General features: G+C 41.8%; 20 protein-coding genes and 2 pseudogenes. All 22 read right to left on the bottom strand.

What is annotated here, in order from left to right:
- Window positions 1-127: 127 nt before the first annotated feature.
- Window positions 128-1,792 carry a flagellin N-terminal helical domain-containing protein gene (locus BSG1_RS21655; RefSeq protein WP_006837547.1) on the bottom strand — a complete coding sequence of 555 codons (1,665 nt, stop codon included), beginning with the start codon at window positions 1,790-1,792 and terminating at the stop codon, window positions 128-130.
- A gap of 454 nt (window positions 1,793-2,246) precedes the next feature.
- Window positions 2,247-2,765, bottom strand: coding sequence for a flagellin N-terminal helical domain-containing protein (locus BSG1_RS13080; RefSeq protein ID WP_052302394.1), 519 nt, complete (start codon window positions 2,763-2,765; stop codon window positions 2,247-2,249).
- Window positions 2,766-2,930: 165 nt separating this feature from the next.
- Window positions 2,931-4,172, bottom strand: a complete 1,242-nt coding sequence (locus BSG1_RS13075) for a flagellin N-terminal helical domain-containing protein (RefSeq protein WP_006837545.1) — start codon at window positions 4,170-4,172, stop codon at window positions 2,931-2,933.
- 155 nt (window positions 4,173-4,327) lie between these two features.
- Window positions 4,328-4,549 carry a carbon storage regulator CsrA gene (gene csrA, locus BSG1_RS13070; protein ID WP_044022878.1) on the bottom strand — a complete coding sequence of 74 codons (222 nt, stop codon included), beginning with the start codon at window positions 4,547-4,549 and terminating at the stop codon, window positions 4,328-4,330.
- Window positions 4,550-4,553: 4 nt separating this feature from the next.
- Window positions 4,554-5,003, bottom strand: a complete 450-nt coding sequence (fliW, locus tag BSG1_RS13065) for a flagellar assembly protein FliW (protein ID WP_044022877.1) — start codon at window positions 5,001-5,003, stop codon at window positions 4,554-4,556.
- 444 nt (window positions 5,004-5,447) lie between these two features.
- Entirely contained in the window at window positions 5,448-6,326 is an 879-nt protein-coding gene (gene flgL, locus BSG1_RS13060; protein WP_044022876.1) for a flagellar hook-associated protein FlgL, read from the bottom strand.
- A gap of 15 nt (window positions 6,327-6,341) precedes the next feature.
- Complete coding sequence (gene flgK / locus BSG1_RS13055) at window positions 6,342-7,931, bottom strand: flagellar hook-associated protein FlgK (protein WP_006837541.1); 1,590 nt, start codon at window positions 7,929-7,931, stop codon at window positions 6,342-6,344.
- 19 nt (window positions 7,932-7,950) lie between these two features.
- On the bottom strand, window positions 7,951-8,442 hold the full coding sequence (locus BSG1_RS13050; RefSeq protein WP_006837540.1) for a flagellar protein FlgN: 492 nt from the start codon (window positions 8,440-8,442) through the stop codon (window positions 7,951-7,953).
- A 60-nt stretch (window positions 8,443-8,502) separates the two neighbouring features.
- Window positions 8,503-8,940 (bottom strand): YaaR family protein, encoded by a 438-nt coding sequence (locus BSG1_RS13045; protein ID WP_006837539.1) that lies wholly within the window; start codon window positions 8,938-8,940, stop codon window positions 8,503-8,505.
- A 97-nt stretch (window positions 8,941-9,037) separates the two neighbouring features.
- Entirely contained in the window at window positions 9,038-11,428 is a 2,391-nt protein-coding gene (locus BSG1_RS13040) for a flagellin N-terminal helical domain-containing protein (protein WP_006837538.1), read from the bottom strand.
- Between the two features lie 4 nt (window positions 11,429-11,432).
- Complete coding sequence (fliS, locus tag BSG1_RS13035; protein ID WP_044022875.1) at window positions 11,433-11,882, bottom strand: flagellar export chaperone FliS; 450 nt, start codon at window positions 11,880-11,882, stop codon at window positions 11,433-11,435.
- 45 nt (window positions 11,883-11,927) lie between these two features.
- Complete coding sequence (locus BSG1_RS13030) at window positions 11,928-12,224, bottom strand: EscU/YscU/HrcU family type III secretion system export apparatus switch protein (RefSeq protein ID WP_006837536.1); 297 nt, start codon at window positions 12,222-12,224, stop codon at window positions 11,928-11,930.
- The gene (locus tag BSG1_RS19865) at window positions 12,221-14,716 is read right to left on the bottom strand and encodes a hypothetical protein (protein ID WP_052302393.1); all 2,496 of its coding nucleotides are present in this window, start codon (window positions 14,714-14,716) and stop codon (window positions 12,221-12,223) included. The genes BSG1_RS13030 and BSG1_RS19865 overlap by 4 nt, the downstream gene beginning before the upstream one ends.
- A 58-nt stretch (window positions 14,717-14,774) precedes the next feature.
- Complete coding sequence (gene flgM / locus BSG1_RS13020; protein ID WP_006837534.1) at window positions 14,775-15,035, bottom strand: flagellar biosynthesis anti-sigma factor FlgM; 261 nt, start codon at window positions 15,033-15,035, stop codon at window positions 14,775-14,777.
- A gap of 94 nt (window positions 15,036-15,129) precedes the next feature.
- Entirely contained in the window at window positions 15,130-15,534 is a 405-nt protein-coding gene (locus tag BSG1_RS13015) for a TIGR03826 family flagellar region protein (protein WP_006837533.1), read from the bottom strand.
- A 67-nt stretch (window positions 15,535-15,601) separates the two neighbouring features.
- Entirely contained in the window at window positions 15,602-16,315 is a 714-nt protein-coding gene (locus tag BSG1_RS13010; protein WP_006837532.1) for a ComF family protein, read from the bottom strand.
- The gene (locus tag BSG1_RS13005; protein WP_044022874.1) at window positions 16,312-17,799 is read right to left on the bottom strand and encodes a DEAD/DEAH box helicase; all 1,488 of its coding nucleotides are present in this window, start codon (window positions 17,797-17,799) and stop codon (window positions 16,312-16,314) included. The genes BSG1_RS13010 and BSG1_RS13005 overlap by 4 nt, the downstream gene beginning before the upstream one ends.
- A gap of 97 nt (window positions 17,800-17,896) precedes the next feature.
- The gene (locus BSG1_RS13000) at window positions 17,897-18,742 is read right to left on the bottom strand and encodes a DegV family protein (protein WP_006837530.1); all 846 of its coding nucleotides are present in this window, start codon (window positions 18,740-18,742) and stop codon (window positions 17,897-17,899) included.
- A 422-nt stretch (window positions 18,743-19,164) separates the two neighbouring features.
- A complete protein-coding gene (locus BSG1_RS12995; RefSeq protein WP_006837529.1) occupies window positions 19,165-20,073 on the bottom strand; it encodes a DMT family transporter in 909 nt (302 codons plus the stop codon).
- A 149-nt stretch (window positions 20,074-20,222) separates the two neighbouring features.
- Window positions 20,223-20,400: pseudogene (locus tag BSG1_RS20900) on the bottom strand (IS5/IS1182 family transposase); the annotation flags it as partial.
- Between the two features lie 373 nt (window positions 20,401-20,773).
- Window positions 20,774-21,592, bottom strand: coding sequence for a methyl-accepting chemotaxis protein (locus BSG1_RS21790; protein ID WP_442852159.1), 819 nt, complete (start codon window positions 21,590-21,592; stop codon window positions 20,774-20,776).
- Window positions 21,593-21,718: 126 nt separating this feature from the next.
- Window positions 21,719-21,850, bottom strand: a pseudogene (locus tag BSG1_RS21785) (HAMP domain-containing protein); the annotation flags it as partial.
- Window positions 21,851-22,658 lie beyond the last annotated feature (808 nt).

Raw genomic sequence — 22,658 nt, 5'->3', positions numbered from 1 at the left:
GATCCTCCTAGGATTTTCTTATTCTCTTAGATAATATCGGTGTTAATAGACAAATGTTTAGAGAAATTGAGGCAGACAGATAAAAAGTCATCAGAGACACCTCTGATGACTTAAAGTTTCAATAAAATTAACGAAGTAATTGAAGTACTCCCTGTGATTGCTGGTTGGCACTTGTAATTATGGATTGTGATGCTTGAGCAAGAATCACATTCTTCGTTTGGTTCATAATTTCTTTCGCCATGTCTACATCACGGATACGAGATTCCGCTGATACTAAACTCTGTTCATAGTTTAAAACGTTATTATGGATATGTTCTAAAGCATTATGATAAGCCCCAAATCTTGAACGTTCAGATGATATATCTCTTATAGCGATGTCAAGAAGCTTAATTGCTTCAGTTGCCTTGTCAGCATGGAGAACACTTATATTACTTGTCTCTTCTAGTAAAGAAGATGCATTAGGCAAATCAATTTTAAAGTGATTTATGTTAGAACCGACTTGTAATGTCAATTGGTAAGGTTTTTCGCTTAGCTCACCTTTATATACTTGTCCATTTGACCCTACTGCAATATAAAGCTTATTGATACTAGAAACGCTGTTAATATACGGGTCTTCTATCATATGGCTACTCCAATTTACACCGTCCCTCGAAATAGATACAACAGATTGATTATCACCATATTCACCTTGTGAAATTGCCATAAACTGATTGTTCTCCCATTTTACTTCCATAACATTTTCAGTAAGACTTTGTCTCTCTTTCCAATTTAGAAGATCAGGTGATGTAAAAGTTCTTCCATCCCGATTTGCAACAACGTAAATTTCTCCGTTATAAGCGATATCTGGCTCACCTGCACTATATGTATCATAAAAGTCAAAATGGGTAGTCCAACTCACCCCTTTACTGGAAGTTTTAAGTTCACTTCCTTGAAGCCATACGAAATCTTGTCCATTTGAAATTAGATCTTCACTTGCTTGGTTAAGATTTGGGTCAGTATAACTCCAGTTTACACCATCATTTGAATAGGCCAGCCCTGCATTTCCTGTTGCCATGTAGACATCTCTATTTTTTGCTATATCAAAGAAATAATGAGAGCCACCATCTATTCCAATCTTCCAGTCCTTCCCATTACCAGAATAAGCTACCGTCTGACCTTCACCCGTTGTAAAAAAACGATCTCCGTCCCAATAAACATTCGTAAGAATTCTTGATAAATTTGTTTCCTTCTCCCAAACCTCTCCATCGGCTGAAGAAACAATATCACCATCTGTTGTTACCGCAACAAACATCTCTCCATTTGTGGTAATATCACGAAAATTCCCACTAGCAGTTGTTTTTACTGTCTTCCATTCAGACTGAAAAGAACTTTCGGTATAATTAGTCAGTAACTTTTTTGTATTGAATTCAGTCTTATTTACAATATCATTTAATCCTTGGTTCAATTGGTTAATCTCATTTTGAATTCCCTGCCTATCCCCATTAGTTAAAGTACCATTAGAAGCTTGAACAGATAACTCCCTCATCCTTTGTAAGGAATCTTGGATTTCTGCTAATGCACCTTCAGTTGTTTGAACGAGAGAAATACCATCTTGTATATTATTTTGCGCTTGATTAAGACCTCGAATTTGCGCTCTCATTCGTTCAGAAATAGCGAGACCAGCTGCATCATCAGCTGCTTTATTAATCCGCATTCCTGAAGATAAACGTTCTAAATTCACTGAGACCTTTTTATTATTTTCTTTTAACCTATTAAGGGTGTTTAGTGCTGTGATATTTTGATTGATAATCATGAGATTCTGCCTTTTTTGAGTTGTTTTTACTTATATCGGGTATGCATTAATTTTATTTAGAGAAATTTAAAACTAGTAGAGTAAGGATAGATTAGTTAATAGCTTTGACCAGCAATTAATCATTGGTAAAAGGTCACAAAGAAGAGATACTTTTAATGGTACCTGTTATCTTTTGGAGGTTTACGTTTAAGATAAGATTATTGTTATCAAAGGGAACCACCATTCAGGAGGTCAGGGAATAGCAAGATCTAGAAGTGAGAGAAAGCGTCTTAGAAGCTTTAAACCTTTACTTTGGGGTATAGGAAGGTTCTCATTCAATTAAGATGATCCAAAAGAATGCCACTAATCATAAAAACCCAAACTTAAAATGAGTATGCGATACGATAAAAACTCGTTCACTTCTATACCCACTTGCTCAAACTGCTCTTTAAAGACTCACCTTGGATAGTAATCCTTATGTAAGAATATGGTGGGACAAGGAACCTGTCCCCGTGCCTCCAATATCGACTTTCCATTCAAAGCCTCTAGCCACTTTATTATCAGTAGTGAATTCGAAACTCCCGTCTAAAAGCACCTTACTGTTATATTGAGTAGAAGTTGAAATCCTTCCTATTTCATCCTTTAATTGATCCAGCTCTGATTGAATCGCCTCTTTATCTAGGTTGCTGAGGGTTCCGTTTGCCCCCTGCACACTCAACTCTTTCATTCTGTGAGTAATATCGTGAATTTCTCCCAGTGCTCCTTCAGCTGTCTGGATGAGCGAAATACCGTCTTGTATATTCCTTTCCGCTTGCTCCAGCCCTCTAATCTGCGCTCTCATCCCTTCTGAAATCGCTAATCCCGCTGCGTCATCCGATGCCTTATTAATATGCAAGCCCGAAGACAATTTCTCCAAGGAAGTTCCCAGAGCTTTATTATTCTTTTTTAAAGAATGATTTATATTTAATGCAATTATGTTATGAGCAATTCTCATTGACTTTTCCTCCACAAACTAGTAGCTCTCTAGTTTATATCGTCATGGAACAGGAAAAATTTAGTTTGTGGCTAGGGAAGTTTTTCTGTAGCAAGAGTGACCTGAGGGTGAAGTACACAGAAAAAGAGACCCTAGTAACTAGAGTCCCTTTTAAAAAATTCTTTATTAACGTAATAATTGAAGTACACCTTGTGGGTTTTGGTTCGCTTTTGCAAGCATGGCTTGAGAAGCTTGAGCAAGGATACTTTCTCTTGTTTGATTCATCATTTCTTTTGCCATGTCTACATCGCGAATACGAGATTCCGCAGCAGTTAGGTTTTCTGCAGAAGTACCAAGATTATTGATTGTGTGGTCTAAACGGTTTTGAACAGCTCCCATTGCAGAACGTTGAGTAGATACGTCAATAATTGCATCATCCAAAACTTTAATTAAAGCATCTGATTTATCTTTAGAATCAACTGAAGTGTTGTCTGTGATTAGATTGTGAATGTTCCCTCCATTACCCGTACCAGCTGTTGTTTCGGAGAAGTTAGTTTCACTACCTAAGGTAGAAGAATCAAGCTTTTTGAAGTCAAAACTAATTGTTTCCTGGGTGTTTGTGCCATTGCTACCGACTAAGAACTTAGCAGACCCATCACCAGCAGCAGTATCAATTGAGACTAAATCTGATGTAATGTCATTGGCAACAACAGTACCTGTATCACCAGTCCCCCCACCAGTAAGTTCAATACTAATACCTAAGGTATTAAAGTCTAGTGTTTGTTTCCCAGATGTTGTCATGTCAGCAACATCAATACTTTGAGAAACTGTTTTCCCTGAAATTGTTGCAGACAATGTTAACTTACCTGAATCATCATCAGAAAACGTGTAGTTTGTGCCGGCTACCGCACCAGAAACATCAATTTTACTTACACTTATTGCATTAGCAGCACTAGTCGTTAATGAATCACCAACTTGAGCTCCATTTGACGCATGTAAACCTGTTGATAGGCTACCATCTAACAGGCCTTTTCCGTTAAACTCTGTAGTGCTTGAAATTCTATCGATTTCATCCTTTAATTGAACTAACTCATCACCAATAGCTTTTCTGTCGTCAGTATTGTTTGTATCATTTGATGCTTGAACAGCTAATTCACGCATACGCTGTAGAATAGAATGAGTTTCATTCAATGCCCCTTCAGCTGTTTGTATCATTGAGATACCATCTTGTGCATTACGCCCTGCTTGCTCTAACCCACGAATTTGACCACGCATTTTTTCAGAAATTGCAAGACCTGCAGCATCATCGCCAGCTTTGTTAATGCGCAAACCTGAAGACAGCTTCTCCATTGAGTTAGCCATACCTTTGTTCGCTGCACCCATTTGACGGAACGTATTAAGAGCTTCAATATTATGATTAATTCTCATTATAAAATTTCCTCCTTGAATATAGAGTCCACATCCTTGTGAACCTCTTAAGTATTAGTCTGCAAAAGCTTCAAAGGTCGGCCGCCCTTCTTTGCTCTTGCTTACACTAGTAATATCGGCATACCCTGATAAGTTTTAATAGTTTATGAAAAAATTTATTCTTTTTTTGGCAAAATGTTCAAAAGGTTCTCGATGCCTTTTGATGCTTCAGCATTTTCTTCCTGGATGGACAGGTATATCTCTTTCCGATGGATTTCGATGTTTTTTGGTGCGTTGATCCCCAGCTTGACCTGGTCACCTTTTATCGAAACAATGCTTATTTCGATATCGTCCCCTATTTGAATGGCTTCTCCTGTTTTCCTCGTTAAGACCAGCATCTCCTCACCCCTTCTGCCCGGCATGCTCAGGTTGAGCAAAGATTGTGTGTTTCGTTTGGTAGTCAGAGTTGTTTAGAATAACCTGCTTGGCTTTGTTATTTGCAAGGTTGATTATGATCGGTCCCTGCAGGTTTGCTGTTGACTCATGCAACGGCTCTTTGATTGTAAGGATACTGAGTACTTCTACTTCTTTTTCAGACGGACTGCCCAGTTGATCAACTGTGGCAGTATCCAGGGTGAAGTCGTAGTCTTGAAAAAAAACAAATGGACTGGCAACCACAAAACCAAGTTCTGGAGTTTCCAAAGACTGCAGGATTTGAAACTCATTATTATCCGGCAACGGCAGCAATGTGAATTGTTTTTCTTCCAAAAAGCCTGGAATACCGTGTTCAAACGTTAACAATGCTTCAGGCGTTACCTCTATCTCTCCATGATACTTCGTTGAAATCTTCATTTTTCTCATTCCTTTATCTTGAATTTTCATTTTTTTATAAGGCTTAGTTAGTTAATGATGTTTTACTTGGACTATGAGAATAAATATTTTAACAATGGATGGATTAACAAATTGCATTCGTTCCCAGATATTCATTACATCATTATTCTGTAGTTTTCAATCATAAGATTAATCTTGTTTTGGAATTTCTGAAAACCATCTAGTTACAGAAGAATATTCATGTTGATTGTAGCGGAAGGTATGCGACCTCCTGCGGGATTAGCGGGACAGGTGAGACCCCGCAGACGAAGTTGAGGAGGCTCACCGCCCGCCCCGCGGAGTCGCATACCTGGAGCGGAAATCACTTTTATCAATAATCTTTAAGATACCTACCACTCTTTAACTCAGCCTATAATAAAAGGACTGCCTCTTGTAAGTACAGTCCTCTATTAAACTTATATGAAATTATCTTAAAAAGTCCATCAATGTCGGCTGGATGATGCGGGCCCCGACACTTAACGCTGCCTGATGGACACTTTCCTGTGCTCGTAAGTCGGTGATGACTCTTTCAATGTCAGCATCTTCATTATCAGAGATGATTTGATTGGCCATGACTTCTGTTTTTGTAAGGCGGTCGTCGATCATTTCCAATCGATTATATCGTGCACCTGTTTCAGAACGCTCTGCCTGTAATGAACCGATCTTACTGTCTAAGTCTGTCAGAAGTTTGTCCATTTTATCAGCGCTGTAATCTTTGCTGAAAGTTTTTTTGATATCTTCCAAGGTTGTAAACAGCTCTTGGCTGAATACTTGGTCAGCATCAATATTGGCTTTCAAATTTAAACCTTGGGAAACCTCGACCAAGTAGTCCTCTGTGTTGATAGTAACCACAGGAGGTTCTCCATGAGCAACCGGAGCAGAATCTACGTTGGTACCGTTAAATATATATCTGCCTGCCACTTTTGTATTGGCGACTTCGACTAAATCCTGTTTGATCTGTTCGATTTCCTGAGAGATTGCTTCCCGGTCTTGTTCTCCATAAGTATCATTTTTACCCTGAATGACAAGTTCACGAACCCTCTGTAAAGCATTGGTCGCATGATCGAGCCCCGCTTCAGAATGATCCATCCACAGATAGGCTTCTGAAAGGTTACGCTGGTACTGCTCATTTTCTGCGAGGTTGGAACGGTAGTACATACCTTTCATGGCTACCACCGGATCCTGGGAAGGCCGGGTAATCTTTTTCCCCGTTGCCAGCTGATTTTGATAATCTCCTAAACGCTCATAACTTTTACTGAGATGACGCAATGAGTTGGACGCCAGCATACTTTGTGTTACGCGCATTTGTTATCCACCTGCCTATCTGCCACCGGTACCCATACCGTTGATTATTTTATCGAGTAATTCATCCTGTAGTGATATCATTCGTGCTGAAGCATTGTACGCATGTTGATATTGGATCATGTTCGTCATTTCTTCATCCAATGAAACAGCGCTCGTTGACATCCTTCTTTCTTCAACCGCCTGCCTGAGTGTTGCACTGTTATCTGTCAACCTGACGGCATTTTGGGCATCTACAGCCATTCCGCCGATCAGGACCTCATAATAGTTCCTGAAGTTCGCCATTTGGGAATTCTGTCCATAATCGAAGTTCTTGTTGATGACCTCAGTCAATTGAAGCAGAACACTCGAGTCTCCAGTGGTAGCTTCTTCAGGTTTTGATCCATCGGCATTTGCTATATTGTCCAGGCTGGACTTGATTTCTGACGAAAGCCCAATTCTTTGAGAGAATCCTTTTCGATCAGACTCTGATAACGAATTAGTATCACCATTTACAAAGAAAAGAATATCTTTATTAACTGGATTTCTGTCGCCATTTTTGTCGACATTATTAATTTCATTCGGACTCATGCCGGCCGAGTGGATTTTATTGAACTCCTTTGCAAAGGTGAATGCCAGGTTGTCCAGTTCCGAAAGCATATCCGGGTAGGTACCGGCTGTGTCTCCGTTCTTATCCATGTAACCAAATGATTCGATCAGCCCTTTTAATTTCCCGTCTGCATCAAACTTTTCCATCTCATAATTTTGGCTGCCAATAGAGATACTGTTAACATTTACATCCGTACCAGTTGAAGGGATGTTCACTTTGATTTCATTATATCCTTTAGCATGGACCAAGTTTGCAATAGGTCTATTATTTCCATCAACTAAAGAAATGACAGCCTTCCCTTCTGCCAACGGAGATGAATTCCCCCCGGAAGGCTGGTTGGTGACCTTGATGTTCACAAGCTTGGAGAGGTCGTCGATCAACCGGTCTCTCTCATCGTACAAATCATTGGGAGACATTCCGTGCGGTTCCACGTCTCCGATTTGCTTGTTCACATTATGAATTTGCTTCAGGAGTGAATTGACTTCTTTTTCCGTAACTCCTATTTCGTTTTTAATGTCCTGGCGAATGGTGGATAACGAATTGGAAAGGTACTGAAAGGTTTCTGCAAGTGCAATTCCACGCTGCCGAACGACCGAACGTGCCCCGGAGTTCTTCGGGTTTACAGCTAAATCCTGTAAAGACTGCCAGAACATATCCATTGTTTTGGCGAGGCCCGAGTCAGAAGGTTCATTCATGATTTCTTCCATCTTCATTAAGGATTCTGCTTTTGTTTCCCAATATCCAAGCTTGTTATTTTCGCCTCTATACTGTACATCCAGAAAAGAATCTCGTATTCTTTGAACAGATTCCGCTTCAACTCCTGTACCAATTTGTCCTGGGATCTGCGGTTTATTCATTGCAGGAGGAGGATAAGTTTCTGTTTGTTCAAAATTAATTCTTTGTCTGGTAAAACCAAGCGTATTGGCATTCGCCACATTATGACCTGTCACTTGCAGTGCGCTTTGCTGCGTATACATGCCGCGTCTGGCAGTCTCCAAACCTTGGAAAGTAGATCGCATGAAGGGATCCTCCTATCTTTTAAGCCTTTGAGTTAAAAATTGAAGTGGTATTAACTTCGCTGTCATCACCTTGCAGACGCGAGTAATTACCTGCATCCTGTTGTCCGATTAATAAATCGAGATTCAAGTTTACAAACTGAAGAGACTGCTGCAGCAGTTCTTGATTCAGTTCATTTCGGTTCTTCAACTCACCTGAAATATAAAGTAATTCCTGTTGAAGGGCTTGCAATTCTTTTTTATATGAAATGGATTCTGCATTAATTATCTCTGACAGGGTGATAGGGGCCTTCAATCCCAGGTCAACCGCCAGCGAGCTTTTCACTGCTTCAACGTTATTATTCAGAGCTTCAATTGCTTTTATATGGCTGAGCTCGTTTTTCAGCATTTGTCCCAGAGCTTCTGCATCCCCGGCTTTTAATAGATCCGTTTTGGTTAGTGCCAGCTGATATAGGCTTTTTTGCAGCTTTGCGATTTTCTCTAAAAACTGGACAAGCTTCAATTCATTAGACATTTTCGACACTTCTTTCAATAAATGTTCTCTAGTATTAATATCGGCTGTTATTGAAATAGATTAAGTATAAATATTAATTAAAAGCCCTTGGACTTCTCCTACCATATTCAGGATATTGAGACCCTTCTGTTCTTTTTGCAGGACTTCATTTGTAAGGTCAACAAGCTTTCTGTCCACTTCTTTGACGATTTTGTAGACCTTTGTGCGGCCTCGCCTGTTGAATCCTCTTTGGTCTTCCAACTGCAGCGCATTGTTAACGGCCTCTTCTAAGAAAGATTTCACCATCTTCTTATACTTCTTTAAATCCTCAACGGTTCTGGATTCTGATAGTACTTTCCCTTGCGCTTCTATCTCTTTTGCCATGTTTGCAAACTTATCATAGAGAGCAGTTTCTCTCTTCTTTGACATGACCTCTGTAAAAGAAACAGATTCCGTTGCCGTTTTGGACTTCTTCTCTATATTGTTTAATCCCGTTCTTCCAACCTTTTGTACGTCCATTTTCTTCACCTCTGGTTAGGCTTGTATACACTTTATTCTATCGGAACTCCCCCAAAGAAAAAAGAGGCGAGCCACTTTTGACTCGCCATCTGGTATATTATTTCAACAATTGAAGGATTCCTTGCGGCAGCTGGTTTGCTTGAGATAACATCGCTTGTCCAGCTTGGTTTAAAATATTATTCTTCGTGAATGTGGTCATTTCTTTTGCCATATCTGCGTCCCTAATCCGAGATTCAGCGGATGTCAGGTTTTCGTTGGCAGTAGTTAAATTAGTGATTGTGTGTTCCAGGCGGTTCTGGATGGCTCCAAGCTTGCTACGCTGTTCGGAAACTTTTGCAATTGCTTGATCATAAGCCTCAATTGCAGCATTGGCATTTTCAGATGTTGAAAGGTCGATGGCATATTCAGCCTGGTTGCCGTTTTCCACTCCAGAAATGCTTGCAAACTGGACGGTTAATGTATTTCCATCTTTACTAACAATATTCTTTGAATCACCTGAAACCGTGGAAGAAATCCCAACAGACAGTGACCTCATGTCTTCAATTCCCATTTCCAATGTTTGGCCTTCATTGGCACCGATGTGGAATTGTATCGATTGGTTTACTGTTCCACCTTTGATTGAGAATGTTGCATTGCCATTCGTCAATTCACCGATGTTCATTGATAATTCACCGTCAGCAAATGACAGAGTTGAATTAGAAGTGATATTCTCCAATGTTTCCAAAGGTGTTCCGGCAGCTTCCAAAGTTGCATTGGTAGTCGAAACTTGTCCGACAGTGAACTCGAAAGTGCCTGCTGCTAAGACTCCTGAATCGAAAGAGATGTTGGTTGGCTCTCCAAATGAGTATGATCCATTGTTTTCGACCGTGACTTTTCTGCTGCCTGCTGCTGTATCTCCATTTGCATCCACTAGTTCAGCTGTATGACCCATTCTAGTTTCGAGGGTCATGTCCAACGTATTAGATGGAACTCCATATTGAGAAGCATCACTGGATGTCTTCACAAAGATTCCGCCGTTTAATGTAATTTCGTCACCAGGATCGAACTCTGTGCCCCTTGTCGTAAAACCATCTGTGGAGAACGTGAACGTTGAGTCGATTCCAAATGATGCTGAATTACCTGTAAGGCCAGTGAATCCATTATGAGAAATTTTATAATCAATGCCATCTGCAGATTTTAATGTGATATCTCCAGCTGCTGTTCCTTCTGCGATTTCACCTGAAGCTACCGGGATGTTATTTTTAGAAAGGGTGATTTCTTTATCGATATCGAATACATTGTTTTCACCATCTGCTCCCTCGGCTGTCAGCGCTGCGTTGACGTTAGATACAGTTTTGAAGGATACCCCTATTTCCGATCCATTATTATAGAACTTATAATCTTGCATATTGTTATCAAGAATGACCGCATCGGATAAAGCCTTTCCTGCCGAATCTTTCAATGTTACAGAATACTGTCCTGGAGTTGTTTCAGTATACTCTAATTGAAAATCATTTCCTGCCTGGCCGAACTTCGCAGTGTCTACATCAATATCGCTGATGAAAGTCTTTGTTAAAGTTCCCACTTCCACTTCAGACGGCTTGTTAACCACATCCACCTTAAAGCTGTCTGTCTCATTCAAGTCAGGAGTCGCACTAGTTATTTCTACATTGCTAATCCCTGAACCATTGCTTTGGAAAGAGGCTACAGCATTTTCTTTTTTAACTTCCAGGGTAACCGGTCCATCCCCCAAGTTAGAGTTAGGGGCAACAGTAATTTCATCCGCAATCGGAGAAGTGCTGGCAGGATCACCGACCACAGCTTTTACCTGCTCCTCTTGAACTTTGACTCCATATGTACCAGTATCAAGACTTGTATCCGTTGAAGTTAATCCTACACTGGAAATTCCGGCAGCTGGGGTACCGCTTGCTGACACTGTTTTTGTGTAAACATCTTCCACTCTTACATTATAGTCCCCGCTCACCAGTTCACTTTTAGGATCTAATGTTAAAGACGTTCCTTCTAGTTCTGTAGTTCCTTTATTGAAGCCCGCTTCTGCATCAATCTCCATCGCACGCGCATTAGGGGCAATTTGTGAGTTCAACAACTTTTTGCGGTTGAATTCAGTAGAGTTTCCGATACGGTTAATTTCCGTTGTCAGCTGGTTCACTTCTTCCTGTATTGACTGACGGTCTTCATCTTCCAGAGTCCCGTTAGAAGCCTGTACTGCCAACTCTCTCATTCTTTGCAGGATTTCATGTGTAGAAGAAAGGGCTCCTTCTGCTGTTTGGATTAAAGAAATTGCATCCAGTGAGTTTCTTTCTGCCATGCCCAAGCCGCGGATTTGAGAACGCATTTTTTCAGAGATGGCAAGACCAGCTGCATCATCTGCCGCACGGTTAATGCGAAGGCCGGATGATAGCTTTTCAAGGCTTTTCGATGTTTGCCCCATTGTTTGGGATAAGTTTCTATATGCGTTTAATGCTTGAATATTATGATTGATTTTCATTTGTTCATTTCCCCGCTTCTACTTTATTAAATTCTTTATCATAGACCATGACATTCTTCTCATAGGCATTGACTTTTTGGCTCATTCGCCGCACAGGCTGCTGTGGTTTAGCCATGGAAGTTCTCCAGGACTCTGCCAGTTCTTCTGTTATGGTGATGACTTCTTTTAGGACTCTAGTATTTTTTGTGATATTCGCTTTTAGAATGGAAGCCGACATATAGTTATAAAGGGCATCTAGCTGGTCAGAAATGATTCCCGCTTCGTAGTTGATCCCTGCACCCAGTCTCTCAAGAATATCATTTGCTTTTTGGAGTTTTTTGTTAGAATCAAAGTGTCTTTTGTTCTCTATATCTTTCATTGCACCCTGAATCTGGGTGATCAGTGCTTCATATAATAATGCCGTAATTTCTTGTGAAGATTTTTGGTAGATAAATTCTTTTGTTAATAAGTTCATGTTAATCATACCTCCCTTTACTATATCGGTGGGAAATTCTGTTTGTTAATACTGATTTTCCATTTCTTCAATAAAAAGTAAAATTTCCGCGATGACAGAATACAACTGAGGAGGTACATTCTCTCCTAGATCAATATCCAGTAAGCTTTGGACCAAGCTTGAATCCTCTTGCATGGTGATGTTATGCTCTTTCGCCAGTTCCATGATCTTGGTTGCAAGATGCCCCGTCCCTTGCGCGATAACCTTTGGAGCCTTTCCTTCCGACTCTTCGTAGCGAATGACAGCGGCAGTAGGACCATTCATATTCCTTCTGTTCTTATGGTTATAATATTTAGAAATCATATGGTGAAATCATACCCTTTCTCTGTCATTTTCGGTACAGGTCTCTGTGGGGGCAGTCCGCCCTGATCAACATGGTCTTGCTGCGTCTGGTTATCCAGCTTGGAGAATTGTATACTCCCAATTTTATAGCCGATTTCTTCCAACCGTTTTTTTGCCAGGTTGGCGACCGGCTCCATTCTTTCTTTAAATCCGTCTCTATCATTCTTTATCTGAACCGACAAAGTACGTTCAACCGCACTCAGTCCAATCCCGACTTCCCCTAGTTTCTTTGTTTCTATTAAAAAGTATAAGCTGCAATTTTCCCAGTCTACTTTTTGTTGCTGGTTCTTGGAGCTGATATATACTTTCACATCTTCAACTTGGTCTTTCAGCAGCAGAGGCAGCGTAAACATCAGATTTTGCAATCCTGATGAATCATTTTTACTGATTAGCTGCTGTCCTGTAAGATTTTGAAGCAGCTGGTCACCTTTAGACGTTCCCAGCATGTCAGTATCCTGATTAAACTTCATCAAAATATTTTTTAAAGTCAGCTGAAGGTCTTCTTTGCCTCTTCCGGTTTGTACCAATGATTGCGCATGCTCTGATTCATGTGTGAGTCCCATGCTTCTTAAATATTCAAAAGTATGTCTTGCAGAAGGTTCGTGAGAAAGTGATTGAACAGAACGAGATATCGTTTCCCCCATTTTATTGATTAAAGGGGCCGGCTCATATTGGAGCACTTCTTTTGCAACAAAATGTTTCACCCGGACATCAGAAGGTTTGAAAATGATTTTCTCTACATTCGTCTTCACTTCATGAACAATCTTATGGGCACCGGTATGATCTCCTTTAGCGAGCAGCTTCCTTGCCTCTGCAAGACGGGTACTTGCTGCTAAAAGATCTTTCTCGGTCTTCATGTCTGTGTAAAGCATAAAATCACTTTTTAAAATTGCTTGATCCAATTGTTTAATCGTCGTTTCCAGCATCGGTTTTGCTGTAATGGACGCACGGGATTTTGCCTGCTGGATGACCTGCTGAACAGCTTGAAGATTTTTGGATATATCATTTTTAAATTCTTTAAAGTCAATCGCCATTTGCGACAGCTTTTTGGTGATGGTATTAACAATGATATCCTTTGACTGCGTTGGGATCATAGACAGGATATCGTCATTCAGTTGATATGCCTCTGCTTTATTCTGAAACTGATCAGTTACCACTGCAGGGTTCGGTTTTGCTGTTTCCTGTTTCTCCACTTGAAGAAGTACTTTTAATATCTCTTGTCTTGCAGCGAGCTCTTTACCACCGGTGAACAATTGCTCCGCCTTGTTCACGGAACTTGTGATGGCAGCCTTTTGCCCTCGGGATAATGATGGGGACTCAACGAGGTTTTCTTTAATATCGTCCATGGCTTTAGTGAAAACAGGTTCCTTTTGAAATGCTCTCACTAGCTGCTGGAGTAATTTTTGAGCAGGCTCGTTGTCAATAGGTTCTGCTTCCTGAGACAGAAGTGATTCCAACCTCGCTGCTAAGTTTGCCTTTATACTTGAAAGCTTGGCGGCATCTTTAAGGAGGGGTTGTGAAGGGTGTTCTTCACTTTCTGTTTGTACTAGTTCATTTAACTGAGTGAGAACACTTTGTGAAGCCGGCTGTTTAATCAACAGATTTTTCATTTCTGAAATCACCTGCAGCTTACCAGCATCTTTGACCGTTTTTAACAACGCTTCAATAGCTTCATTCATTCTTTGCAGACCCGCTTTGTCAAGTTGGCGAATAGTATCAATCAGCTTTTCTGCTTCCACAATTTGCGGGGAACCTTTTGGAAAAGCAGTTTCAGCTCTCAGAATAAGTTGTTCGGTTTCCGATAGGGTCTTCTGGTTTACGAATGCAATTTGTCTTTCCTTTTGGATATTGTCCCTTACTTGACTCCAATCGAAATCCGGGTCAATAGATTTCAATAGATGATCGAGAGATTTGCTCACACTTCCTCCATGCAGGGCCTGGTCGACAGACTTAATCACAGCAGCAGTGATGTCTAATTGCTTCTTTGCTATTATTTGCAGCGTTTCCGACTTTTGAGCCATTGACCTTGTATCATCTGCAATATAAGTCTTTAACACATCAAGCGACTCTTTACTTACTTTGATTCCTTTAGCTGCAAGACTGTCGATTGCTGATTTAATATCTAGTGGCAATCCATCCACACTTTTCAGCCTGGAGCTGCCAGAGTTCATTTCTAGTGATGGGGTTGTCCTAGCGGGTACTGGGGTTCTTTCTACTATTTTTCCGGTCGGAGGTTGGCTGTGGGGATCTTTAATTTGGAATTTCAATCTTTCGTTTACATTGAACTCACCCTGAAGTTTTAGTTTCACCTCTTGCCCTTTGACATTCACTATCGCTTCATTATTCGGCAATTTTTCTTTTACGAGGCCAGAAGAAACATCCCCTTCTTTTAAAGAAAGGGATTTGGGGTCAAGGCTGCTGGATGAAGTTTTCAGATCATTATTAATTTGCATAATACCTTCACGCTCCATTGCTGTATGTCATGCTGTTTTCCCTGTTGTTTCCCACGGCTTATCCCTTGTAGTAGTTCTTGATACTTTTGGCAATTTCCTGGTGATTCACTTTGTAGTTGCCGTTTTCAACTTGAACTTTGAGTTCTTTTACTCTTTCCTGCCGCTCAATATTGAACTGTTTCGCTATTTGCATATCTTTCGCTTGAGATGAAATTTCAACTTTATCAGCAGGTTTGTTCACTGATTTTGATTGCTCTATTTTGTTTAATTGCTTGTTGTATGGGTTGATTTTCGGTGTGTTGATATTATTGATTTTCATAGAATCACTCACTTTCTATCCGTGCCCTCACTCCACACTGTTTATATCGGAGGAGAAACTGAATTGTTTAGCGTTACGCTGTGGTTGTTTTTTCCTATCTTGAATAATACGCGGAATGCTGGCTCCTTTTCTTCTTTTCTTCAAATGCTTCTTCGGAGGCCACTCTCTGTAGGTCCTGAGTCAGTTCGTTTGTGCACTGACCGCAGAGCTTCCCTTTCGGTATAATCTTCCCACATTTATCGCAAGGATAACCCATATTTGGAAAATGCGCTGTCTGCAGGCGCCCTTTTCGCACCCATTTATGAATCAGTTGTTCCGCGACACCGGTTACTTCGACGACCCGCTCGATGGAAGCTGCCCTGTTTTCACGCTTTCTGAGAAAGGTGTAGACTTCCTCGTATTTTTTCTCTTCTTCCTTATAGCACTTCTCGCATGTATCCCTGAATTGGCTCTTTATAAAAAGTCCGTTGCATTCTGGACAGTTCAATAGTTCTGACATGGTTCCTTCCCCTCTCGTTCTTGCTCTTATTGTTTATATCGGACGGATGATGAATCTTTTTAGTTTTTCATCCCCTTGCAAGTGTGAGGGAAGTTATTTCTTTTGCCCCAGCCTCTTTTAAAATTCTGGCTGCCTGGCGGAGGGTGGTGCCAGTGGTATAGATGTCGTCTATGAGGAGGATTGATTTGTTGTTGATCTCGGGTTGAAGGTCCGGATTGATCCCAAAGACTTCTTCGCTTTGAATTCGCTGTAGCCGGGATTTTTTCGATTGTTTTTCAGAGTGGCTGCGTATGAGCAGGTGCTGTGGTTGGAGAGCAGCTTCCCTTGCCAAAGCCTCCGCCTGGTTGAATCCTCTTTCGTAGAGCCTTTCAGGGCTTAGGGGTATTGGGGTGACAAGGTCATATATTAAGGGCTCAGCAGCCTCTTTTACAGCGGAGGAAAAGGCATTTACTAATAGATAGTCTCCGCGGTATTTAAACCGTGAGAGATATTCTTTTAAGTACTCGTTATATAAAAAGAGGGAGGTATTCTGGGTCAGCACTCCCGCCCATTTGGGATCCTGTTCCCATCTGATGCAGTCCAGGCATGTTTCTTCTTTTATATGCTGTGATTGTAAAAGGGACAGCGGCCGGGAGCAAATTCTGCACGTGTCACCTGTAATGAACTGCAGCTGGGAAGAGCATTTATCGCAGAGCCATTGTTCTTTTGGAGTAAAGAGAAATGAGCTCCAGGTGACGGGGTAGTGGATTTCATTATGGCAGTCGAGGCAGTTCGTATTCATGAATCCAGCAGCCCCCTTTTCGTGCCTTCCCGGTTCATTTCTTTAATATGTTTTATAGATTGGATCATCGGGAGAGTTTTACCGTAATGAAAAAAAGTGATATCACCAGAGGGGTGCTCTGCGCTTCTGCCGACACGCCCGGCGATCTGGACAAGGGCGCTTTCCGTGAAGATATCTTCTTCTGCCCCCACTACTGCCACGTCAATATTCGGGATGGTGACTCCTCTTTCTAGAATCGTAGTGGTCAGCAGTATAGGGACTTCTCCTTCTCTCATCCGCTGGACCTTTTCTTTTCGTTCCGGATCCTCAGCATGGACGGACAAGATATCAGGGTGAAGCTGTTGAAAAAATGGGAGGGCTTTGTCCATCAGTTTTACAGTTGGAAGGAAAATGAGAGCTTGTTTGTTAATAGTGATTCTTTTTTCTGCCCACATTCTGATAGGAGTTGCCAGTCTTTTCTTATCTAATTGAGACTTCCAATTGCCGCACCATTTTAATATGGGGACCGGTAAAGGTTGGCGGTGATACCTTGCCGGGATGCTAATGAAGTTTCTTTTCCCATGTCTGCATTCTCTTTGCAGTTTGCTGTCGGGGGTGGCTGTTAGATAAATGAGGGAAGAAAGTAGCTTCCTGGCTTTTTCCACCGCATAATGCAGTGTCTCATCAAAAGAGTAAGGAAAAGCATCGACTTCATCGACTATGATGACGTCAAAGGCTGATTTGAAGCGGTACAGCTGGTGTGTGGTGGAAATGATAAGCTGGGAGTACCTTTGCCGGTCTTCGCTTCCTCCATAAAGAGCAATCGGCTTGGCTGCCGGGAATACTTTCTGCAATCGGGGAGCGAGTTCGAGGATGACATCCGTTCGGGGGGAGGCAATACAGACTCTTTTTCCTTGTAGGAGCGCTTGATGAATACCGTTGAAGAGTACCTCTGTTTTTCCCGCGCCGCATACCGCCCAGACGAGGAGATCGGTGTTTGCTTCAATGGATTTTACTACTTCATCCGAAGCCGGCTGCTGGCCTTGAGACAGGGTTCCAGTCCAGTCTAATGTCTCAATGGTAGTATTTTGCGAAGGACCGGTCCATTCGATGAGCGGTGTACACTGCGAGACCCTGCCCATCATGATGCACTTCCTGCAGTAGGTGTACTGTTCATTACAGCGGCTGCAGGGGAAACTGACGAATAAGGATGCTTCGTGATTGCCGCACCTGCTGCATTGAGGTTTGCCTTTTATTGTTTTTATTCCTTTTGCATAAGTGATACAGCCATTTTCATAATGCTGTTGGATTTCTTCAATAGAGTGAGGGATTTCATCTGGAAGGAGTGCTTTTCCTTCCATTAGAGATTGAATCTGAGGGTTGAAGGTGAATGAAGGATTATGGGAGGGCGCTGGGAGCTCGTCGGGTAAGTCGGATATTCGTTTTAAATTTGGATCACTAGTTTTCGCAGGGATTATTCTTTCTTCATTTAATTGAAACCGCAAATACATCACTCCTTTTCCTTTTACATTCTCGTTTTGGCCTGACAATTCCTCTTAGCATAAAAAAAATCCCGTTGAGTTCTTCAACGGAATTCCTTAATTACATTTTTTTCGACCAGCCCATACCCATGGAACCTTCTCCGAGATGGGTGCCGATGACCGGGCCGAAGTAGCTGACCATGAAATCAGTGTCAGGGTATTTTTGCTGTAATTCTTCTTTCCATTTCTCCGCTTCTTCTTCACGGTTCGCATGGATAATGACGACTTGAAGCGGATCTCCCTTTTGGATATCTTTGTCGAGCAAATCGACGATTCTCTTCATTGCCTTTTTGCGTGTACGGATTTTTTCAAAAGGGACGATGACTTTTTCTTGGAAGTGCAAGAGCGGTTTCACTTGCAGCAAGCTTCCGATGATCGCCTGTGCAGCGGATAAGCGGCCTCCTCTTTGCAAATGAACCAGGTCGTCCACCATAAAGTAGGCTTTGACAGATTCTTTCATCTCATCTAATTTTCGGATGATTTCCTGCGGGTCAACTCCTTCTGAAGCCAATCTCGCGGCATAGATTGGGTAGAAGCCTTGAACCATGCAGCTGATTTCGGAGTCATAAGCATACACTTCAATGCCATCGACCATGTCCCCTGCCTGGATTGCACCCTGATAGGTTCCGCTGATGCCGCTGGAAAGGTGGATGGAGATGACGGCATCATAGTCCTTCGCCAGATCTTCATACAGTTCCACAAAACTTCCAAGAGGCGGCTGTGAAGTGGTCGGAAGTTTTTCTTCGTTTACTACTTCTTCATAAAATTCGCTTGCGGTAATATCAATTTCTTCACGGTATGTTTCACCGCCAAGAATGACGCTGAGCGGTATCATCTTTATATTATATCGATCTCGCAATTCTTTGGGGATGTAAGCTGTACTATCCGTCACAATTGCAGTTTTCATTCAATTACCTTCCTTAATGTGTATTTTACCGGACCGATCCGGTAACTTGTCTTACTTCACCTTATGTATGAGGCTCTTTTCTTATACTTTGTTGCTGCTTAATTAATATCCTGGTAAGCAAGGAAGAAAAGAGACACTCTCCCTGTTCGGAGATAAAAACCTTGTACCCAGGGAAATACCGGCCCCCGGAAATTTTCCGAAAGCAACATTCTATACGAAACAGTTATGTATAATGACCATTTTATATGAAAAGGGATTGATTTGCATTACTATCTGAAAAAAACCTCTTTACCGCTCTAAAGCAGTGAAAGGGACAGTCCCCTTTCGCGCGTTAAAGCGCGATAGGGGACTGTCCCTCTTAGTGTGGTGAAGCGGTAAAGACACGTCCATTTTTATTAATCAAACGTTTGATTAACAGCCCGTTATCGTTGATCTGCCAGTGTTTTGCCGATCAACTCTCGTTTTTTTCCTTTTCGGGACGAGAGGAAGACACCTGCAAAGATGATGAGCAGTCCAAGGATGAGGTTGGAGGTAATCGGCTCTCCCAACAGGACGAATCCCCAGACCATGGCCGAAGCCGGTATTAAATAGGTGACCGTGGAAGCAAATTCCGGGCTGCCGTTGGTTAACACGTAGAAGTAGAGCAAGGCAGCGATCCCCGAGCCAAAGCAGCCCAAGCCTATAATGGATAGAATAACCTTCGGGTCAAGCAGCGCTGTCCACTGAATGCCTCCAGTAAACAACATCCCTGTTAAGCCGGTCGCCATGCCGACAAGCAATTGAAAAGTAGACATTACGACCATGCTGACACCCTTTAAAGCCCGCTTTGTATACTGACCGACAAAACCGTAACAAATTGTTGCAAGCAGCATTGTACCGATTCCGATGAAGTTGGAAGTGAACAGCCCGGCGACCTGGAAATCCATCAACACAAGGATGCCTAAGAACCCTACTAAAATACCGATCCACTGAAATCCGCTCAAGACAACGGAAAACAGTGCAAATCCAATCAAAGCCGTCCATAGGGGCGTTGTCGCATTAAGGATGGACGCCGTGTTACTGTTGATTTGTGTTTCACTCCAGGCAATCAATGTCCAAGGGAGCCCTGCATTCACCAATCCGACAATCAGCAGCTTGCCGATTGGAAGAGGTGCTTTCTCCTTTTTCATCCGATTTCTGATGAACAGCGGCAAGAGGATTAAGACTCCCGCTAAACATCTAAGAAAAGTCGTCCCCCAGACACCTGCAGGATCGACAATCACCTTAATAAAAACGAATGAAAGCCCCCATATCAAGCTGAGGGTGATAAGAGCACCATATATTCGCACCATATGTATTCCTTCTTTCTTTTAACCTCTTTGTTAATCTCTGTAAATCAATACCTATCATAATACAATAATTAGAAGAAAATGACTTCTATTTTTGCTCCCTTTACATTTGACAGATTCCAACAAAACTCGGGTTGTGCCTGTCACTCAGCAACATCTGATATATTGTGAATGGTTCTTAGAAACTGATATTTGAACATCCGTAGAGGGTCAACCGCATTGCGTCCATTAACATCACCATATTTATCATTTAAATCCTCAAAAATAAAGGAGAAGTCGATTAAATCGTTTATTTGTATTCCTTAACATATTGTCCAGGGAAACGACGATATCATAAGACCCATATACTTAACATCATTGTTTGTTGTTGTATTATTGGATACCACCCAATCATATTGATTAGTCTATTATGAAGTAAGGCTTTATTAGCGGATAGTATTCTTTTTTCTCAACGTAGATTGGAGTGGAAGGTGCACGACCTCCTGCGGGACTAGCGAGACAGGTGAGACCCCGCAGGCGAAGCCGAGGAGGCTCAACGCCCGCCCCGCGGAGTCGTGCACCTGGAACGGAAATTAACACTTTTTCGTAAAACCGGAAGTAAAAAAGGCAGAATCGCTCATTGTAGTGAACGACTCTGCCTTTTTAATTTTTGTTGGACTTTTTCAGTGACCTCGAACTCCCCTGCCGGATGTTCAAATAATAATTAAACTTCAAACTTACGAATCAGTACATCAAGCTTATCTGCAAGGTCATTGAGGCTTTCTGCATTACGGGCAACTTCCTCCATGACACTCGAGGACTGCTGGATGGTTGCTGACGTTTGTTCAACACCTGCAGCTGACTCTTCAGAGATGGACGCAATGTTTTCGATCGATTGATTCATTTCCGACCCTTTGCTGTTGATTTCTACTAGGTTAGTAGAAATTCTGTCGATGTTGTGAACCATGGATGAAATCTGACCACCAAGTGCAGTCAGGCTGTCTTTTGTTTTTTCAATGCTTTCGGTACCGCTGCGAACTTCTGTGTACCCTTCATTCAGAGCTGTTGCAATCGTGTTGGACTCCGTTTGAATTCCGTGAACGACTTTAGAGATTCCTTCGAGCGACTGCGATACTTGGACGGCAAGCTTTCTGACTTCCTCGGCTACCACGGCAAACCCTTTTCCGCTCTCACCGGCACGGGCTGCTTCGATTGCAGCGTTAAGAGCCAGAAGGTTCGTTTGATCGGCAATTCCCTGGATGACATTGACCAAACTAGAAATCTCGTTAGAACGTGTTTTAAGTGTTTCTACTTTTTCAACGGATGTTTCAACAACCGAGTAGATTTTTTTCATTTGCTGAACAGAATCTGACATCAATGCAGAACCTTCTTCTGCTTTTGTAAGCACAACCTTGGAAGATTCGCTGACTTCCTGCCCAAAACGGTTCGATTCTTCGATGGCTTGCGTAAAGCTTGCCATCATTTCATTCAATTCTGAAGCTGAATTTGCCTGCTGATCTGCTCCCGCTGATAAGTCCTGCATAGTAACAGCAATTTGAGAACTTCCTTCTCTCACTTCCAAGGAAGATTGAGAAAGAGTTGCACTTTGCTCTGTAACCGTTTCTGATACCTTACGAATATCTCCTACCATGGAAGCCAGGTTGTTTTTCATGTTATTTATCGCCAGGCTCAGCTGGCCGACTTCGTCTCTCCCTAGATATGTCAATTCTTCTGCATTCAGCTTTCCTTCAGAAATCGCATTGGCGGTTTTGACCACCCTGTTCAGGCTTCTGGAAATCATGCGGTTAATAATCAGGAGAATCGCTACACCCAAAACTGCAGATATAATGATTGCAGCAATCATTAAGATTTTACTATCGCCAATCCCATTGTATGCATCTTCCAAGGCAGCATCCTTTTCAGCCATAACGAGAGTCCGGAGCTCATATAGCTTTTTCACTGTGTTCGGAGCAATGATACCGGCTTTTTTCAACGTAGTATCAAGCAGGACCGTGGAGTTCTTATCCACACTAGGCACAACTTCATCATGGAAAAGGCTGTTTAACTCTTTATCACTTTCTATAATAAAACTAAATAGTTCTTTTTCCTGCTTTGAGTTCATCTCGGAGGTTAATTCTTGGGTGAAATTCGTGAACTTTTCCTCCTGGGTGTTAAAATCTTCTACAATCTGCGGATTTTTTTCGTTTGCATAACGCTGAAGCAGCAAAGCTTTGTCCCGGAATATACTACCCATTTCCGTCAACTTGACGGAGCGTACGTTGCTGACATCCACTTCTTCCATGCTATTATGAATCTTGTCGTACTCCATAAAAATAATAACGGATGAAATTAAGAATAAAACAATGGTCACAGTCAAAGCTGTTATGTATTTCTGACCGATTTTCATGTTCTTCCACATACTAAGATTAAATTTCGGCGCATTTTTAGGTTTTTTAGTTTTTTCGACCTGACTGTTAGGTTTCCGCTGGACCTTATTTCTGAGTTTCTGCATCTTACGACCCCTCACCTTACATAATAGGAACTATACTATGGAATTACTTCAAACATTAAAATAGCACCCCTTCTAAGCTAAGAGGATACTCTACAAG

Origin of the sequence: Bacillus sp. SG-1, from assembly GCF_000181495.1 — a bacterium.
GTDB lineage: Bacteria > Bacillota > Bacilli > Bacillales > Bacillaceae_B > Rossellomorea.
The sequence above is the reverse complement of the archived record's forward strand: the minus strand, read 5'-3'. Positions and strand labels throughout refer to the sequence as shown.

Bases quoted from the DNA above. Each gene is read 5' to 3' on its own strand.
- BSG1_RS13045 (WP_006837539.1), bottom strand. From the start codon at position 8,940: ATGGACGTACAAAAGGTTGGAAGAACGGGATTAAACAATATAGAGAAG.
- BSG1_RS13040 (WP_006837538.1), bottom strand. From the start codon at position 11,428: ATGAAAATCAATCATAATATTCAAGCATTAAACGCATATAGAAACTTA.
- BSG1_RS13080 (WP_052302394.1), bottom strand. From the start codon at position 2,765: ATGAGAATTGCTCATAACATAATTGCATTAAATATAAATCATTCTTTA.
- BSG1_RS13010 (WP_006837532.1), bottom strand. From the start codon at position 16,315: ATGAATACGAACTGCCTCGACTGCCATAATGAAATCCACTACCCCGTC.
- BSG1_RS21655 (WP_006837547.1), bottom strand. From the start codon at position 1,792: ATGATTATCAATCAAAATATCACAGCACTAAACACCCTTAATAGGTTA.
- csrA (WP_044022878.1), bottom strand. From the start codon at position 4,549: ATGCTGGTCTTAACGAGGAAAACAGGAGAAGCCATTCAAATAGGGGAC.
- BSG1_RS13075 (WP_006837545.1), bottom strand. From the start codon at position 4,172: ATGAGAATTAATCATAATATTGAAGCTCTTAATACGTTCCGTCAAATG.
- flgL (WP_044022876.1), bottom strand. From the start codon at position 6,326: ATGCGCGTAACACAAAGTATGCTGGCGTCCAACTCATTGCGTCATCTC.
- BSG1_RS13000 (WP_006837530.1), bottom strand. From the start codon at position 18,742: ATGAAAACTGCAATTGTGACGGATAGTACAGCTTACATCCCCAAAGAA.
- fliW (WP_044022877.1), bottom strand. From the start codon at position 5,003: ATGAAGATTTCAACGAAGTATCATGGAGAGATAGAGGTAACGCCTGAA.
- fliS (WP_044022875.1), bottom strand. From the start codon at position 11,882: ATGAACTTATTAACAAAAGAATTTATCTACCAAAAATCTTCACAAGAA.
- flgM (WP_006837534.1), bottom strand. From the start codon at position 15,035: ATGAAAATCAATAATATCAACACACCGAAAATCAACCCATACAACAAG.
- BSG1_RS12995 (WP_006837529.1), bottom strand. From the start codon at position 20,073: ATGGTGCGAATATATGGTGCTCTTATCACCCTCAGCTTGATATGGGGG.
- flgK (WP_006837541.1), bottom strand. From the start codon at position 7,931: ATGCGATCTACTTTCCAAGGTTTGGAGACTGCCAGACGCGGCATGTAT.
- BSG1_RS19865 (WP_052302393.1), bottom strand. From the start codon at position 14,716: ATGCAAATTAATAATGATCTGAAAACTTCATCCAGCAGCCTTGACCCC.
- BSG1_RS21790 (WP_442852159.1), bottom strand. From the start codon at position 21,592: ATGCAGGACTTATCAGCGGGAGCAGATCAGCAGGCAAATTCAGCTTCA.
- BSG1_RS13015 (WP_006837533.1), bottom strand. From the start codon at position 15,534: ATGTCAGAACTATTGAACTGTCCAGAATGCAACGGACTTTTTATAAAG.
- BSG1_RS13030 (WP_006837536.1), bottom strand. From the start codon at position 12,224: ATGATTTCTAAATATTATAACCATAAGAACAGAAGGAATATGAATGGT.
- BSG1_RS13050 (WP_006837540.1), bottom strand. From the start codon at position 8,442: ATGTCTAATGAATTGAAGCTTGTCCAGTTTTTAGAGAAAATCGCAAAG.